Source organism: Actinoplanes sp. NPDC004185, from assembly GCF_053603475.1.
The window spans coordinates 119,127-136,382 of record NZ_JBSGFR010000007.1 but is presented as its reverse complement, the minus strand read 5'-3'; the positions used below and the strand labels follow the sequence as shown (position 1 = coordinate 136,382).

10 protein-coding genes and 1 pseudogene are annotated in these 17,256 nt (G+C 70.2%); 7 read left to right on the top strand and 4 right to left on the bottom strand.

The annotated features are described in order from the left end of the window. Positions 1-33: 33 nt before the first annotated feature. Positions 34-432 (top strand): contact-dependent growth inhibition system immunity protein, encoded by a 399-nt coding sequence (locus ACWEOZ_RS09735; protein WP_451910308.1) that lies wholly within the window; start codon positions 34-36, stop codon positions 430-432. Between the two features lie 53 nt (positions 433-485). Here the strand turns inward: ACWEOZ_RS09735 and katG are convergent, their stop codons facing one another. Genes katG through ACWEOZ_RS09720 form a run of 3 tightly spaced genes read right to left on the bottom strand, consistent with a single transcriptional unit; the run spans position 486 to position 4,441 of the window. Then, positions 486-2,762 carry a catalase/peroxidase HPI gene (gene katG, locus ACWEOZ_RS09730; protein ID WP_451910307.1) on the bottom strand — a complete coding sequence of 759 codons (2,277 nt, stop codon included), beginning with the start codon at positions 2,760-2,762 and terminating at the stop codon, positions 486-488. Continuing rightward, positions 2,759-3,214 carry a Fur family transcriptional regulator gene (locus ACWEOZ_RS09725; protein ID WP_451910306.1) on the bottom strand — a complete coding sequence of 152 codons (456 nt, stop codon included), beginning with the start codon at positions 3,212-3,214 and terminating at the stop codon, positions 2,759-2,761. The genes katG and ACWEOZ_RS09725 overlap by 4 nt, the downstream gene beginning before the upstream one ends. Positions 3,215-3,259: 45 nt before the next feature. Beyond that, on the bottom strand, positions 3,260-4,441 hold the full coding sequence (locus ACWEOZ_RS09720; protein ID WP_451910305.1) for a hypothetical protein: 1,182 nt from the start codon (positions 4,439-4,441) through the stop codon (positions 3,260-3,262). Positions 4,442-4,544: 103 nt separating this feature from the next. Here ACWEOZ_RS09720 and ACWEOZ_RS09715 point away from each other — a divergent pair, with 103 nt between their 5' ends. The 5 genes and pseudogenes from ACWEOZ_RS09715 to ACWEOZ_RS09695 all read left to right on the top strand — a co-directional run bounded on the left by ACWEOZ_RS09715 (position 4,545) and on the right by ACWEOZ_RS09695 (position 13,174). Further along, on the top strand, positions 4,545-4,742 hold the full coding sequence (locus ACWEOZ_RS09715) for a hypothetical protein (RefSeq protein ID WP_451910304.1): 198 nt from the start codon (positions 4,545-4,547) through the stop codon (positions 4,740-4,742). Between the two features lie 1,021 nt (positions 4,743-5,763). Beyond that, a complete protein-coding gene (locus tag ACWEOZ_RS09710) occupies positions 5,764-6,762 on the top strand; it encodes a multicopper oxidase domain-containing protein (RefSeq protein WP_451910303.1) in 999 nt (332 codons plus the stop codon). A 54-nt stretch (positions 6,763-6,816) separates the two neighbouring features. Next, positions 6,817-10,692 (top strand): ThuA domain-containing protein, encoded by a 3,876-nt coding sequence (locus ACWEOZ_RS09705; protein WP_451910302.1) that lies wholly within the window; start codon positions 6,817-6,819, stop codon positions 10,690-10,692. A gap of 77 nt (positions 10,693-10,769) precedes the next feature. Continuing rightward, positions 10,770-11,906 (top strand): annotated as a pseudogene (locus ACWEOZ_RS09700) (cupredoxin domain-containing protein); the annotation flags it as partial. Between the two features lie 290 nt (positions 11,907-12,196). Further along, a complete protein-coding gene (locus tag ACWEOZ_RS09695) occupies positions 12,197-13,174 on the top strand; it encodes a hypothetical protein (RefSeq protein ID WP_451910301.1) in 978 nt (325 codons plus the stop codon). A gap of 137 nt (positions 13,175-13,311) precedes the next feature. Here ACWEOZ_RS09695 and ACWEOZ_RS09690 read toward each other — a convergent pair whose 3' ends face one another. After that, the gene (locus ACWEOZ_RS09690) at positions 13,312-16,227 is read right to left on the bottom strand and encodes a glycoside hydrolase family 2 TIM barrel-domain containing protein (protein ID WP_451910300.1); all 2,916 of its coding nucleotides are present in this window, start codon (positions 16,225-16,227) and stop codon (positions 13,312-13,314) included. Positions 16,228-16,294: 67 nt separating this feature from the next. Between ACWEOZ_RS09690 and ACWEOZ_RS09685 the strand changes: the two genes are divergently transcribed. Next, a complete protein-coding gene (locus tag ACWEOZ_RS09685) occupies positions 16,295-17,233 on the top strand; it encodes a PrsW family intramembrane metalloprotease (RefSeq protein ID WP_451910299.1) in 939 nt (312 codons plus the stop codon). The last annotated feature ends 23 nt before the right edge of the window (positions 17,234-17,256 follow it).

The following is a 17,256-nucleotide window of genomic DNA, read 5'->3' as shown; positions in this document are numbered from 1 at the left end:
TCTGCATGGTCCTACGAAGGCGAAGGAGTACTTGTGGCCGACACGCAAGAGTTGTCCCTCGAGCAGATCGAGGGCAGCGCCTGGGGTGACGCGCCGGCCGATGCCAGCACCTTGATCTCGACCGTGCACCGTCTGCGCCGCCGGCCGGTCGGTAGCCTCGACGCGGAGGATCTGCGTATCCTGATCGGTCAGCGGGTGGGTCTGCCGGTGCTGGTGTCCCGCGCGTTGGGCCTGCTGCAGAACGATCCGCTGGTGGAGGGGGCCTACTACCCGGGCGACCTGCTCGCCGCGGTGCTGCGGGTGCCGGCCGAACACTGGGCGGCGCGCCCGCAGGAGCTGGCCCGGCTCCGCGCCATCCTGCAGGCGGTGGACCTGGACGACATCGACGACGAGCTCCACGCGGACATGACCGCATTCCAAGCGGAAGCATGAAGGAGCCCGGCCGATCGCAGCGGATCGGCCGGGCTCCTCGGTCGTACAGAGGATCAGGCGAGGTCGAAGCGGTCCAGCTCCATGACCTTCGTCCACGCCGCGACGAAGTCCGTCACGAACTTCTCGCGGGCGTCCCCGCTGGCGTACACCTCGGCCAGGGCCCGCAGCTGCGAGTTCGAGCCGAAGACCAGGTCGACCGCGGTCGCGGTCCACTTGACCTCGTCGGTGGTCACGTCGCGGATCTCGTACACGTGCTCGTCCGTCTGCGACGTCTTCCACCGGGTGCCGGGGGACAGCAAGTTGGCGAAGAAGTCGTTGGTCAGCACACCGGGCCGATCGGTGAGGACGCCGTGCTGCGAGCCGCCGACGTTCGCGCCCAGGGAGCGCAGGCCGCCGATGAGGACCGTCATCTGGGGCGCCGTCAGGTCGAGCATGTAGGCGCGGTCGATGAGCAGGACCTCGGGCTGGGTCTTCTCGCCGGGGCGCAGGTAGTTGCGGAAGCCGTCGGCGCGGGGCTCGAGGACCCGGAAGGAGTCGACGTCCGTCTGGTCCTGGCTCGCGTCGGTGCGGCCCGGGTGGAACGGCACGGTGATCTCGACGCCGGCGTCGCGCGCCGCCTTCTCGACCGCGGCCGAGCCGGCCAGCACGATCAGGTCGGCGAGCGAGATCTTGGCGCCGCCCGCGTTGTTGAACTCCTGCTGGATGCCCTCGAGGGTGCCCAGCACCGTCGCGAGCTGCTCCGGCTGGTTGACCTCCCAGTTGCGCTGCGGCTCGAGACGGATCCGGGCCCCGTTGGCGCCACCGCGCTTGTCGGTGGAGCGGAAGGTGGCGGCCGACGCCCAGGCGGTGGAGACCAGCTGGGCGGTGGTCAGGCCGGACTCCAGCACCTTCGCCTTGAGGGCGGCGATGTCGGCGTCACCGACGAGCTCGTGGTCGACGGCCGGCACCGGGTCCTGCCACAGCTGCGGCTCGGCGACCCACGGGCCCAGGAAGCGGCTGACCGGTCCCATGTCGCGGTGGAGCAGCTTGTACCAGGCCTTGGCGAAGGCCAGCGCGAACTCGTCCGGGTTCTCCAGGAAACGGCGCGAGATCTTCTCGTACGCCGGGTCGAAGCGCAGCGACAAGTCCGTGGTGAGCATCGTCGGCTTGTGCTTGCGGGCCGGGTCGTACGCGTCCGGGATGATCTCCTCGGCGTCCTTGGCGACCCACTGCTTGGCGCCGCCGGGGCTCGTGGTGAGCTCCCACTCGTAGCCGAAGAGGATCTCGAAGAAGCGGTTGCTCCACTGCGTGGGGCGGTCGGTCCAGGTCACCTCGAGACCGCTGGTGATCGTGTCGGCGCCCTTGCCTTCGCCGTACGTGCTCAGCCAGCCCAGGCCCTGCGTCTCCAGGTCGGCGCCCTCCGGCTCCGGGCCGACGTGGTTGTCGGCCGGGCCGGCGCCGTGGGTCTTGCCGAAGGTGTGGCCGCCGGCGATCAGCGCGACGGTCTCCTCGTCGTTCATCGCCATCCGGCCGAAGGTCTCCCGGATGAAGTGGGCCGCCGCCCGGAAGTCCGCGCTGCCGCGGGGACCCTCGGGGTTGACGTAGATGAGGCCCATCTCGGTCGCGCCGACGTTCTCGGCCATCTCGTTGTCGGAGACGTAGCGCTCGTCGCCGAGCCAGGTGTCCTCGGGGCCCCAGAAGATCTCCTCGGGCTCCCAGACGTCCTGGCGGCCGAAGCCGAAACCGAAGGTCTTGAAGCCCATCGACTCCAGGGCCACGTTGCCGGCCAGCACGAGCAGGTCGGCCCAGGAGATCTGCTGGCCGTACTTGGCCTTGACCGGCCACAGCAGGCGCCGCGCCTTGTCGAGGTTGGCGTTGTCGGGCCAGCTGTTGAGCGGGGCGAACCGCTGACCGCCGTCGCCGGCGCCGCCGCGGCCGTCGTGGATCCGGTACGTGCCCGCGGCGTGCCAGCTCATCCGGATCATCAGGCCGCCGTAGTGACCGAAGTCGGCCGGCCACCAGTCCTGCGAGGTGGTGAGCACCTCGGTGATGTCACGCTTGAGGGCGTCGACGTCGAGCTTGGCGAACTCCCGGGCGTAGCTGAAGTTCTCCCCGAGCGGGTTGCCCTTGGACGAGTGGGCGTGCAGCACGGACAGGTCGAGCTGGTTGGGCCACCAGTCACGGATGGTGTGCGGCCGGCCGCCGGTCTTGGGCGTCGGCGAGTCGATCGCCGGGTTCTCGCTCTCACTGCCGGTCGCGGTCACCGAGTCGTGCGCGACCGGGCAGCCTTCCGCCGCCATCTTGTCCACGCCCTGCGCGCTCGCCGGGGCGTTGTCCTGGGTGTCGCTCATCTGTTTCCTTCCGAACTGGCGGATCCTTGGGCAAGGCGTGCGGTCGCGCAGTCGGGGCAGGTGCCCCAATAGACGACCTCCGCCTCGTCGACCACGAAGCCGTGGTCGTCGGAGGCGGTGAGACAAGGGGCATGACCGACCGCGCACTCGACGTCGGCGATGGCGCCGCAGGAGCGGCACACGACGTGGTGGTGGTTGTCTCCCACCCGGGACTCGTAGCGAGCCGTCGCGCCGGCCGGCTGGATGCGCCGGATCAGGCCGGTCTCGGTGAACGCGCGCAGCACGTCGTAGACCGTCTGGTGGGAGATCGCGGGATGCTCGGCCCGGACCAGCGCGATCACCGTGTCGGTGTCGACGTGCGGATGGTCCCGCAGCGCGGCCAGCACAGCCAGCCGTGGCCTGGTCACCCGCAACGAGACCGCCCGCAGCTGAGTCTCGAAGTCGGGCGTCACCGGATCAACATAGGTGCTTTTCTGGAATAGTTCAAGTTTGCGCGGTCAGCTCAGCGTGGCGGCGGCGTTGACCGCCAGCTGCCGGTTGAGCTGGTCGGCCCGGGTCACGCCGATGGCGTCGATGTCCTGCTCCCAGCCCCGCGGCAGCTCGACGGAGATGCCGCCGTTCTCGGCGACCCAGGACGCGGTGGCCTCGGCGGTGCCCTCGGCCGCCTGGATCTTGGCGAGGGTGGCGGTCTGGAACTGGATCGGGTGTCCCGCCGCGGCGCCGGCGATCATGTGGTCGTACATGTCCTGGTAGTCGGCCCGGGTCTGCATCAGCCCGGCACTGGTCCGGCGCGCGATCAACGAGTTGTTCTCCCAGACGCCGTACGCGCCCATCGTGGCGCGCTGGTGATCCATGAGCGCCACGGTGACGGCCGGATCGGTCTCCATCCGGCCGCCGGCGGTGATGAACTGCCAAGGGTTGTACGCCACCGAGGATGCGATGCCGAGGGGCGAGAAGGTCTCGTGGTGCGCGGCGATCACCGTCTCCAGCGCCGCCCGGTCAGCCGCGGCGGTGTACTCGCGGGCGAGCGCCTTCTCCCGGTTGGCCGCCACCCCGAGCTGCTTGACGCACGGCTCGGCGAAGACCGTGCAGGTCCCGGAAACGGTCACCTCACCCCAGAGCGGCTCGGACTCCAGCGCGGCAGCCAGCTTGGGCAGGAAAGCGCTGTAGGCCGTGAGGAAACTGTCCGCCCACCACACCGGCACGTCGTACAGGTCGGGCTCGACCGCGTCGGGATCCACCCATTCCCGCATCGGCCCGCCGCCGAGCGCGAGCGCCCAGCCGGGCGACTGCCAACCGGTGAGCAGGCGCAGCTTGAGCCGGGAGTAGCCGCGCTGCCGGCCGAGGTCGGCCGCGGCCCGGAGCTTCGTCAGCGCCTGACTGCTCAGGTCGCCGCCGGGCTCGGGCTGGGCCTCGGCCCACGTGAGCGGCTGGACGAAGCCGCGCAGCCGGGCCGCGCTCGCGTCGCGGATGAGCATCGGATCGCGAACCAGGAGACCGGTGACACGCCCCCGCAGCGGCGCGGCAGCAGCGAATGCGGGCGAGGTCGCCGCCGCGTCGAAGGCCTTTCCGGCGGGGGAGGCCGTCGGCGTGGCTGCAGCGGGGGCGGGTGAGGCCGTGACGCCGGCGACGGCCAGCGGTACGCCGGCCGCGACTGTCAGAAATCCACGCCGATTCATGCCCGGCGACGCTATCAGCCCGGAGGCAACCGCGAGGGCACCCAGACGGGTGCCCATCCGCGGAACGACGATGGGTACGCCGGCCGCGTCCTAAGGTGAACGTATGGACTATCAGGTCAGCGTCAACGTGGAGAAGATCGCGCAATGGCAGGTACGCCTGAGCGGCCTCGCCGACGCGCACAAGGGACAGCCGATCGAGTCGCACCTGCGGACGATCGCTGCTGAGCTGTACGCCGAGGTGCCGGAGGAGTGGTGGGCCAGCCAGCCCGCGCCGCTGGACAATCGCGTCCGCAACAGCTGAGAGCCGCCGCCCAGCCGCAGCTGAAAAGGCAGGTCGGCGCAGCGGTCGCCGCGTGCCATCAGGCGCGACAATGATCTCTTACGCCTGCGCCCTGCGCCGGCAACGTGGTGGGCGCGGCGACGGCTGGACGTCTACAAACGCGCCAATTATCCGTGCGCCGGTGATGTCATCCTGGCGGGTTCCGCGACCGGGGCGGTCGCACCGGGCTTGACGGCCGGGCTCGGGCGGCTGATCGCGTTCGCGTCTCCGCGCGCTTGGGTTGCCGGGGCCTTTCGCCGAAACGTGTGCGTGGACGAGGTGTTTCCCAACCCGCTGGCGTGGCCGGAGCGGCCTTCCCCACGCTTGCGGCCGGATCGGAGTCGCCTGCACGCTTGCGTGACCCGAGTCGTCTTCGCCTGCACGGCTGCGTGGCCGGGTCGACTTCGCCTAGACGCTCGCGTGGCGGGGTCTACTTCGCCCCCACCTCGGTCGCTGGCCGCTTGACCCGGCCGGTGTCCCCGGCCCTCTCCCAGTTGCCTTGTGCGGTGCGTTCGGCCTCCTCCACAGCGCGCCTCAAGGTCACCTCGGTGCCCCTGAGCGCCTGCCGAACCTCAGCCTGGAGAAGCGTCCAAGAGACCACCAAGACCTCAGGTGAAGATGCGAACGCTGAGGTGAACCCGAGCCCATCGACGGCATCCGCCGATCTGTCGTCTGTGGATGCCGGTCCACCGCAACAACGAACCGCGGCCGACCCGCCGGCCCTTGACCGCCGGGTTCCCCCGCTTGTCGATCATGTCCCGACCCGGCTTCCAGCAGCGGAAATAGCCACCGTCGGCGATTTCAACGGTATTTCGGCGGGGTGACGCGAACCCCGCAGGATTCGGACTTTTTGGTTTGTAACCTTTACTTTCGTCGATGGCATACATAGATTGCTGTCATCCGACGAAAGTTGCGGCGGTCGATGCGGAAAGCGCGGCCCCACCGTGGACACTTCTCGATCTTCTGCACCCCGTGACCGGTTGCGAACAGGTGGGCGAGACGCATGGAAGACAACGTTGTCAACTGGCCTCGGAAGAATGTCTCGCGGCGTTCGCTGGTCGTCGGTGGCGCCTTGGGGTTGACCTCAGCCGCAGGTGGCGCAGCTGCACTGCGCGCTGAGCCGGCGCGGGCCGCGGCCGGTGCCACCCGCAAGGTCACCATCTACGCCGAGGCGTTGCCGGGTGGGCTCTTCGGCTACGGGCTCGCCCCCGGCAAAGCGACCGTGCCGGGTCCGGTGCTGGAGATGTGGGAGGGCGACACCCTCGAGATCACCCTGGTCAACACGACCAACCAGCGGCTGTCCATCCACCCGCACGGCGTCGACTACAGCACCGATTCCGATGGCAGTCCTTTCAACGACTCCTTCAACAAGCCGGGGGAGACCCGCACCTATGTGTGGCGGTCGCGGGAGATGTTCGCCGCTGAAGGGCGCCGGTTCATGCCCGGCAGCGCCGGCTACTGGCACTACCACGACCACGCGATGGGCACGGATCACGGCACCGGCGGGGTCGCCAAGGGACTGTACGGCGCGCTGGTCGTCCGGCGCCGCGGCGACATCCTGCCGGAGAAGCAGTTCACCGTGGTCTTCAACGACATGATGATCAACAATCGGATGGCGCCGGACACGCCGATGTTCGAGGCCAACCTCGGGCAGCGTGTCGAGTGGCTCGCCATCGGGCACGGCGGCACCTTCCACACGTTCCACCTGCACGCGCATCGCTGGGCCGACAACCGCACCGGCATGCTCGAAGGTCCCGCGGATCCGAGTCAGGTCATCGACAACAAGGACCTCAACCCGGGCAGCTCCTTCGGCTTCCAGGTGCTGGCGGGCGAGGGCGTCGGGCCCGGCGCCTGGATGTACCACTGCCACGTGCAGTTCCACTCCGACGGCGGGATGGCCGGGATCTTCCTGGTCCGTAACGCCGACGGCAGCATGCCGCCCGGTGCCGAGGAGGCCATCCATCGTTTTCAGGGTCACGTCCACACAGCGCAGCACGGCTGACGAGCAAGGGGGCTTGGGATGAGGCGAGGACTACTCCTGCGGAGGGCACTGGCTGTGGCCGTGCTCATGGTGGGCGGGTCGGCTGCGGTCGCGCACGCTGCTCCGGCCGTACGGGAAAACGCCGTGGCCGTGGAAGTGCTGGTCTTTCACGGGCCGGTCGCCGAGCAGCAGGATCCGGTGGCCCGCGCGGCCCAGGCGATCAAGGAGCTCGGGCAGGCGGACGGCATCGCTGTCACCGAGACCACCGACCCGGCGACCTTCACGCCCGCCACGCTCGCCCGGTATCGCGCGGTGGTGTTCATGTCGGCCGCCGGCGCCGCGCTCAGCCGGCCGCAGGAAGCGGCGCTGCAGAGCTATGTGAAGGCGGGCAACGGTTTTGTGGGTATCGCCGACGCGGCGAGCGCGCAGCTGGACTCGGCCTGGTTCACCGGGCTGATCGGCACTCGGCCGGCCGGCAGCGCTCCGGTGCCCGAGCCGGTCGCCAAGGTGACCGCGAGCGGGGAGAACGCGCCCAACGAAACCAAAGAGAAGCTGAATGATGGTGACGCGAACACGAAGTGGCTGGTGCGAACGCCGACCGCCTGGGTCGCCTACGAGCTGAACAAGCCCACCGCGGTTACCGGATACTCGCTCACCTCGGCCAACGACTTCGTCGGCCGGGACCCGAAGGACTGGACCCTGCAGGGCTCCACCGACGGCACGAGCTGGTCCGATGTGGACAAGCGGACCGGGCAGACATGGCCGGACCGCTTCGTCATGCGCAGGTTCGAGGTCACCGGCGCGGCCGAGTACAAGCACTACCGGCTGAACATCACCGCCAACGGTGGTGAGCCGCTGATCCAGCTGGCCGAGCTGCGGCTGTTCACCGGCGCGACGACGGCACCGCAGCCGCCGGGCGTCAACGAGGCGGTCGTGGACATCCTCGACCGGCAGCACCCGGCGACGAAGAGCCTGCCGACGACCGTCAAGCGCGCCGACCGTTGGTACAACTGGGATCCGAACCCGGTCGGCACGGTGCACACGGTCGCGCAGGTCGAGGAACGCTTCTACGACCCGGGCCCGAGCGCGAACGGGCCGTTCCACCCGGTCTCCTGGTGCCGCGACTACGACGGCGGCCGATCCTTCTACACCGGCATGGGCCACACCGAGGGCAGCTACGGCGAACCCGCTTTCCGCACGCATCTCGCCGGCGCCCTGCGCTGGACCACCGGCGTCGAACGCGGTGACTGTCAGGCCACCATCGCCGCCAACTACAAGGTCGAACGGCTCACCGCGGCCAACAAGACCGGTGAGCTCGACCAGATCGGCGAGCCGCACGGGTTGACCATCGCCGACGACGGCACTGTCTTCTACGTCGGCAAGGCCGCCTGCCCGAGCGGACCGATCGTCGACTGGGCCGACCCCAAGGTCGGCCTCGGGTGCGGCACCATCCACTCCTACGACCCGAAGACCAAGCAGGTCAAGCTGTTGACCACTTTGCCGGTCATGGGCAACCGGGGCAGCGGCTCCGAACTGGTCAAGAACGAGGAGGGCCTGCTCGGCATCGTGCCCGACCCGGCGTTCGCGACCAACGGCTGGCTCTACGTCTACTGGATGCCGCACGACTCCATCGACCGGGAGAAGCGGATCGGCCGGCGCACCATCTCGCGGCTGACCTACGACAAGGCGACCCAGACCATCGATCAGGCGAGCCGCAAGGATCTGCTGCAGTTCGCGGTGCAGATCCACAGCTGCTGCCACGCCGGCGGCGGCATGGCTTTCGACAAGCAGGGCAACCTGTACGTCGGATCCGGCGACAACAACTCGTCGGAGGGCTCGAGCGGCTACTCCGGCAACAACTGGACCGCCGAGTACCAGGGCGTCTCGTTCCAGGACGCCCGCCGGACCGCGGGCAACACCAACGACCTCGCCGGCAAAATCATCCGAATCCACCCGGAGGCGGACGGCACGTACACGATCCCGGCCGGGAACCTCTTCCCGCCCGGCACCGAGAAGGCCCGCCCGGAGATCTACGTGATGGGCGTGCGCAACATCGCCCGGCTCGCGATCGACCCGGAACGCCAGTGGCTGACCGCCGGCTGGGTCGGCCCCGACGCCGCGTCGCCGAGCCCGACGCTGGGTCCGGCCAAGTACGAGACCGCCACGATCATCACCTCGGCGGGCAACCAGGGCTGGCCGTACTGCATGGGCAACAAGCAGCCGTACCGGGACCGCAGCAGCACCGACGCCACCGTCCTGACCGGCTGGTACGACTGCGACAACCTCAAGAACGGGTCGCCGCGCAACACCGGCCTGGTCGACATCCCGCCGGCTCGCGACAACATGATCTGGTACGCACCCGACGGCGGCGGACCCGTCTTCCCGCCCCGGGCCGACGGTAGCGGCATCCCCACCTACGTCAAGGCGGACGCCACCTACACCCAGCCGTACCTGCGCGGTGGCGGGCAGGCGATCATGTCCGGCCCGACGTACCACCGCGACCTGGTGGACACCGCCAGCGGCGTGGCCTGGCCGCAGTACTGGGACGACAAGTGGTTCATCGGCGACCAGTCGAACGCCTCCAACCGCGTCGCGGTCACCGTCGACCCGGCCGGGGTCCCGCGGCAGGCACCGCCGGTCTTCGGTGAGTCGCTGCGGGCCATCATCCCGAGCGGTAACGGCGACGCCCGGCTGCAGAGCTGGATGGACGCCAAGTTCGGCCCGGACGGCGCGCTGTATCTGCTGGACTACGGCGGCGGCTTCTTCAGCCTTCATGCCAACCAGAAGCTGATCAGGATCACCTATCAGGGCGGTGCCCCGACCCCGGCCCCGGCCGCGTCCTCGGTCGCCGTCCAGAACAAGCCGCTGACCATCGCGTTCTCCGGCTCCCGCTCCGGCGGAGTGTCGTACCGCTGGGAGTTCGGCGACGGCGGCACCTCGACCGAGGCCAATCCGCGCCACACCTACGCCAAGGTCGGGAAGTACACCGCGAAGCTGACGGTGACCTACGCGGGTGGTGAGACGGCGACGACGCAGGTCGCCGTGACGGTCGGCTGTGCGACGCCGGACACCCGCACCACGGTGTGGGTGGACCAGACGGATACGGGAGTTCCGAACAGGACGGTCGGTGAGGGCTGCACCATCAACGATCTCATCGACGACGAGAGCAGCTGGGCCGACCACGACAGCTTCGTGCGGCACGTCACCGCGGTCACCCGTACGCTCGATCTCACCAGCCGCGAAGCCGGCGCCCTGACCCGCGCGGCTGCCGGGTCGGCCGTCGGCCGGCCCGGGCACAAGGGCTACGAGCCGCTGTACGACGGCACAGCCCAGTCGCTGCTCGGCTGGGAACAGGCGCCCACCGGGCAGTTCACCATCCAGCCGGACGGCTCACTGCGGTCCAGCGGCGGGCTCGGGATGCTCTGGTACACCAAGCCCTTCGGCGACTTCTCCCTCAAGCTCCAGTTCCGGGACGTGGCACCGGGCACGGCCCGCGCCAACAGCGGCGTCTTCACCCGGTTCCCGGACCCGCGCATCCCGCTCGACGAACGCCCGCCGGGCAGTTGCGGCACGACGGGCTCGGCCCAGACGTCGCAGGCGTGGGTGGCCATCTACTGCGGGCACGAGATCCAGCTCTACGACGGTGACACCGGCGAACCGCAGAAGACCGGTTCGATCTACAACTTCGACCCGGTGACGCTCGCCGACGCCCGGGTCACCGCGAAGAACATCTGGAACACCTACGAGGTGCGCGTCGTGGGTCAGCACTACACGATCCTGCGCAACGGCGTGGTCATCAACGAGTTCGACAACACGCCCGGCAAGCAGTCCTCGCGCGCCGGTGACCCGCCGACCGATCTGCGGCAGTTCACCAGCGGCTTCATCGGGCTGCAGAACCACAGCGACACCGACCTGATGGACTTCCAGAACATCCGGGTGAGGGCCCTATGACTTCCCGCTTCCTGAAGGTGGCGCTGCTCGGCCTCCTGCTGGTCGTGTCCCCGGTGGCGGTCTCTCCGGCCGCCGCCGCGGGGACCCTGACCTGGACGACCGACGACGACATCACCCGCTACAAGTCCACGCCCGCCTCGGCCACCGCCGGTGCGACCACGATCATCTTCGAGAACAGTGCGGCCACCGGCAACACCACCGGCATGCCGCACACGCTGACCTTCGACACCACCAGTGAGGGTTACAACCATGATGTGAACCTGAACATCCTGGCCAGCCCCTTTGACACGAACAACGGACGGCACCAGGCGACCGTCACCCTGACGCCGGGCAAGTACCGCTACTTCTGCTCGATCCCCGGGCACAGCTCGATGGTCGGCGAGCTGGTCGTCACCGACGGCGGGGGAGGCGGGGACACCACCGCGCCCACGGTCTCCGCGCAGGTCTCGGGCGAGCGGAACGCCGCCGGTGACTACCTGGGCAGCGCGACGGTGACAGTCTCCGCCTCCGACGCGGGTTCGGGCGTCGACACGGTCGAGTACCAGGTCGACGACACGAGCTGGACGCCGTACACGGCTCCGGTGACGGTGACCGCCGTCGGTGACCACTCGGTGCAGTTCCGGGCCACCGACAAGGCGGGCAACGCCTCGGCGGCCGGGTCGGTCTCGTTCACGGTGGCTGAACCGGGGCCGGGGGAGGACACGACACCACCGGTGGTCACGTCTCAGGTCACCGGCGACCGGGACACCGCCGGGCAGTACGTCGGCAAGGCCACGGTCGCCATCACGGCCACCGATGCGGAGTCCGGGGTGAAGACGATCGAGTACAACGTGGACGGTGGTGCCTTCGCGGTGTACGCGGCGCCCGTCGTGGTCGGCACGGTCAAATCGCACATGGTGCACTTCCGGGCCACGGACGTCGCCGGCAACACCTCGGCCGAGCAGATGGTCAGCTTCACCGTGGTCGCGGCGCCGGTTCCTGACACCACGCCGCCGGTGACGTCTGTCGCGGTGCGTACCGAGGCGGACGGCAGCGCGGTCGTGACGGTCACGGCCTCGGATGCCGGATCGGGGGTCGCCTCGATCGAGTACGCGCTCGACTCGGGCGGCTGGACGGCGTACACGTCAGCGGTCGCCGTCCGGGCACCGGGCGCGCACACCCTGCGCTACCGCGCCACCGACGTGGCCGGGAACGCCGCGGCGGAGAAGTCGGTGACCTTCACGGTCGTGCCGCCGGCCACCGGTGACTGCCCGGTCCCGGACACCCGCGCCACGGTGATCATCGGCAGTCAGGACACCGGCATCGCCAACGCCGACACCGGCAACGGCTGCACGATCAACGACCTGATCGCCGAACACGCCGGCTACCCGACCCACGCCGCCTTCGTCCGGCACGTCGAGACGGTCACGGCGCCGCTGGTCGCCGCGGGCCGGCTCACCGCCCGCCAGCAGGGAACCATCGTGCGGGCCGCGGCCCGCTCCGACGTCGTCAAGGGAGCACAACGATGAGACGTACCGCCGCGAAGCTGGCCACTGTCACCGCCGTCGTCACCGCCGCGGCGCTGACGATCGCCCCCACCAGCGCAAGCGCCGACCTGGTCACCCACTGCGTCGGCACCGGCGGCGCGGTGACCGTGCCGAACGACCTGCTGGTGCCGGCCGGCCAGTCGTGCGCGCTGACCGGCACGACCATCACCGGCAACGTCAGCGTGGCCGCGGGCGCGAACCTCGTCGTGACCGGCGGCCGCATCAGCGGTGAGATCCAGGTCGCCGCGGACGGCTACCTCGACGCCGGCACGACCGCCATCGGTGGCGGCATCGAGCTCGCCCCCGGCGGCTACGGCGTGTTCCTCAAGGACACCGGAACAGGCTCGATCACGTTACGGCCCAAGGGATCCGCGACGAACGACAGCTTCCTGTTCGCGGAGAACGCGGCCATCGACGGCACGGTCACCGCGAGCGCGGGCGAGATCCGCCTCGACCGCAACACGGACGTGACCGGCAACGTGAGCACGACGGGCAGCTACTACACCGACGTGCACGACTCGTTCGTCGACGGCACCCTGTCGGTGCTCAACAGCGCAACCGGAAGCGTGATCTGCGGCAGCGCGGTCCGCGGCCGGGCAACGTTCGCGGGCAACCTGGGCGGGGTTCAGCTGGGCCCGAACGGCACCCTGGACGGATGCGCCTCAGGTGGCTACTGGGGTCGTGACGTGAGCATCACCAACACCACGGGCGGGGTGAATGTCGACGACAACATCATCGACGGCAAGCTGACGACAACATCCAACACCCCGGCGGCCAAGGTGGCGGCGAACAACCGCATCCGCGGTGGCGTCGCGGGGGAGCAGGGATCGGCGGCGGCTCGGGTGTCGGCCAAGCGGAGCTTGCCGGAGCGCGAGGCGAAGGGCGAGGAGCGCGCCGCGGCGCGGACAAGCTCGGCGGTCCAGGAAGCGGACGCGGCGGGAGACGCCGGCCTCTGACCGGCACACGGTCCGGGGATCGAACGGTCCCCGGACCGGTGCGGCGCGGCGTGGTCCGGCGGGGCGTGCTCGGGATGGGCCGGGGCTCGTCGGGGTGGTTGCGGCCCGGGAGGGGTCGCGAGGCCGAGCGGCCCCGATCACCGAGCCGGCCCGAGCCTGCGGAACCCCACCTCGAACGTGTACGCCCGGTCGGCCGCCAACTGGTATCGCGGCAGGACACCCGGCCCACATGAGGCTGACCCGAGCCCGTTCTGGCCGAGGTCAACATTAAGGTGCACCCGATCGGACCGCTTCAGCTCGTACGGGTGCCGGGCCGCGGCCAGATCAGCGCTCGTCCAGCGTCGCACCGACAGTTCGAACGTCGGGTGGCCGATCACCTCCAGGCCGTTGCCGTCCGGCGCGGTGATGCGGGCCCAGCGCACGCCGGTGCGGTTGCCGTTCTCCTGAGGATGGACGTACGGCGTCTGCATCTCGTCCACCCTCAGGCGGTACCGGCCGAACCGCACCGCCTGCCGGCTGTCGGCGTACGCCTCGCCCGGGCCGTCGCCGAGCCACTCCACCGCGTCCAGTTCCGCCGGGCCGGCCAGGTGCAGACCCATCCGGGGCAGGACGCCGCTCCACGCCCCGACCGGCTCGGTGGCGACCGACAGCGTCACGCCGTCGTCCGCGGCCGTCCAGCGGTAGGTGGTGACGACTCCCAGATCGGTGGCGGCCGGGGCGACCCGGGTGCGGACCACAAAGGTGTCACCGTCCGCGCCGATACCGATGACGCGGTGCTGCAGGCGGTTCAGGCCGATCCGGCGCCATTCGCTCGCCACCGCGTCGCGGACGTCGCGGGGTGGGGCGTCGTTGTCCGTCGGCGCGCGCCACAGGTCCAGCCGGGGGCCGGTCACCGGTAGGTCGTCCAGGCTCAGCAGCAGACCGGTGCGCGGGTCGAACCGGGCATCGCCGACCCGTACCAGTCCGTTGTCGTCCGTCCGCACGGGATGGCTCGTCTTCGTCGGCCACCCGGGCGCCGGGGCTGGGAGCTGCACCTGGGTCCAGGCGATCTCGTGGCCGGCCGGGGCCCACGGCTCGTCGTGCGCCAGCCGGGCCCGAACCGTCAGCCAGGTGTCCGCGCCGGCGGCGGGCAGTTCCGGCAAGCCGGCGGAGACCTGAGCGCCGGCCGGGGCGATCGGCACGGTGAGGAAGCCATCGGCCACCGTGACTCCCTGCTCCTGCACCGTCCAGTCGAAGGTCAGGTGTGCGGTGTCGCGGAAGTCGTACTTGTTGTTGACCTGAACCTCAGCCAGGTCCGGATCGACGGTGAGACCGATCGGTTCGCTGACCTTCTTGAGCTCGAGCACGCCCGGCGACGGGGTGCGGTCCGGGAACACCAGGCCGTCCGCCACGAAGTTGCCGTCGTGCAGCGGTTCGCCGAAGTCGCCGCCGTACGCGAAGTAGTGGCCCTCGCCGCCCGGCACCGGCCGGCGGATGCCGTGGTCGATCCACTCCCAGACGAAGCCACCCTGACATCGGGGGTACGTGTCGAAGAGCCGCTGGTACTCCGCCAGCCCACCCGGGCCGTTGCCCATCGCGTGGGCGTACTCGCAGAGGATGAACGGCAGCGACCGGCGGTGCGCGTCGGCGGCCGGATCGCGGGTCGGTGGCTCCTCGCCGCGGCCGATCGTGGTGACCTCGTCCGGGGAGGCGTACATGCGGCTGTAGCAGTCGGTGTAGGTGCTGTCCCGGTCGCCCTCGTAGTGGATCATGCGGGAGGGGTCGCGGTCGCGGATCCAGTGGGCCATGGCGGCCAGGTTGCGGCCTGTGCCTGCCTCGTTGCCCAGGGACCAGGCGATGACGCTGGGATGGTTCTTGTCGCGTTCGACCATCCGCTGCGCCCGGTCCAGGAAGGCGGGCGCCCAGCGGGGGTCGTCGCTGGGATTGCCGCGCCAGCCGGTCGCGGCGAACCCGTGGGTCTCCAGGTCGCACTCGTCGACGACCCACAGGCCCAGCTCGTCGCAGAGGTCCAGGAACGCCGGCGCCGGCGGATAGTGGCTGGTGCGTACGGCGTTGAGATTGTGCTGCTTCATCATCAGCAGGTCCTGGCGCATCACCGCCACCGGTACGGCCCGCCCGGCGTCGGGGTCCCACTCGTGCCGGTTGACGCCGCGCAGCGACACCGGAGTCCCGTTCACCGTCCATCGGCCGCCGGCCAGCGCCACCGTACGGAAACCGATCCGGATGTCGGCGCCTTCCGCCGCGGTCCGCAGCCGCGCGGTGTAGAGCCGGGGCGTCTCGGCCGACCACGGTTCCACCCGGTCGATGACGTGCGGGCCGGCCGCGTCCACGTCCACCAGGCCGAGCTCGGCGACCGTCAGCCGGGCCGGGACGTCGGTGTCGATCGAGACCGTGCCCCGCCCGGTGACATGGTCGTAGGCGGCGTGCACGAACACGTCGCCCAGTCCGCCCTCAGGCCGGGCCAGTAGCCGGACCGTCCGGAAGATGCCGGACAGCCACCACATGTCCTGGTCCTCGAGGTAACTGCCGGAGGACCACTGGTGCACCCGTACCGCCAGCACGTTGCGGCCCGGCCGCAGCAGGCCCCCGGCGGCGAACTCCGCGGGCAGCCGGCTGCCCTTCGCGTGCCCCAGCTCCTCACCGTTCAGCCACACCTTGCAGCAGGAGTCGACGCCCTCGAAACGGATCACCGCGGGACCTGCCGGCCAGCCGGCCGGCCGGTCGAAGACCCGGCGATACTCGCCGGTGGGGTTCTCGTCGGGCACGTGCGGCGGATCGACCGGGAACGGATAACGGACATTGGTGTACGCCGGTGCGCCGTACCCGTGCAGTTGCCAATGCGCCGGCACGGCGAGGGTGTCCCAGCTCTGGTCGTCGAAGCCGGGATCGGCGAAGCCGCTGGTGACAGCGTCGACTGTGGGGGCCAGGCGGAACCGCCAGGAGCCGTCCAGCGACAGCGTCGCGGCGTCCGAGCCGACGTCGGCCCGGGGCGGGCACAACCCTTCGCCGGGTCGCAGGTCCTCGAACCACCGCGACTGCTCCGACTCGCGCATGGTCACCAGCGTAGATCTGGGCTGACGCGGGTATGCGGCGGGCCGAGCCGCACACGAGGAGAAGACCATGGACGACGTCAGCACGGCCGAACGGGCCGTCCACCCGGCCCCCAGGCGCCGCCGGAGCTGGTTGCGGGTGTTCCTCACCGGCCTGGTGCTGTGGATCCTCACGGTCGTGGTCACCTTCGTGACGGGCAACCCCAATCTGATCCCGACGCTGGTCCTGCTGGGCAGCTTCCTCGTACCGGTGTCCTTCGTGGTCTGGGCCTTCGGCCGCCGGCACAGCGGCGAGGTCACCGCCGAGCTGCTGTTCACCACGTTCGTCACCGGCGGGGTGCTCGGGGTGCTGGCGGCCTCCCTGCTGGAGTCCTACCTGCTGCACCCCTCCCCGGGCCTGTTCCTCGGCGTGGGCCTGATCGAGGAGGCCGCGAAGCTCACCGTCCTGGCCGTCCTGACCCGCCGGCTGCAGCACAAGTACGCCGCGGACGGGCTGATCCTGGGCGCCTCCGTCGGGTTCGGCTTCGCCGCCTTCGAATCGGCCGGGTACGCCTTCACCGCCCTGTTCACCGAGCAGGGTCTGTCGCTGATGCAGCTGGTCCAGACCGAGCTGCTGCGCGGGCTGCTCGCTCCCGTCGGTCACGGCCTGTGGACGGCCATCCTCGGCGGCGTGCTGTTCTCCGCCAGCGGACGGGAACATTTCGCGCTGACCTGGCGGCTGCTGCTGGCGTACCTCGGTGTTTCGGCCCTGCACGCCCTGTGGGACAGCATGCACAGCATCGCCCTGCTGTTGACGCTGGTGCTGACCGGGACGCCGTACCAGTCCTCCCTGCTGGAACGCGGCTACCAGCCGCAGCCGACCGCCGACCAGACCCACCTCTTCACCGCGTTGTCCTGGGGCGGGCTGCTCGTCGTGTCGCTGGTCGGCGTCGGCTGGCTGCTCGCCGTCCGGCGGCACGCCGACCGGGAAGCCCGGGCTGTGCTGTGGAGGATCCCGGCCCATCGGTGAGCGGACCTGCCATGATGGCGCGC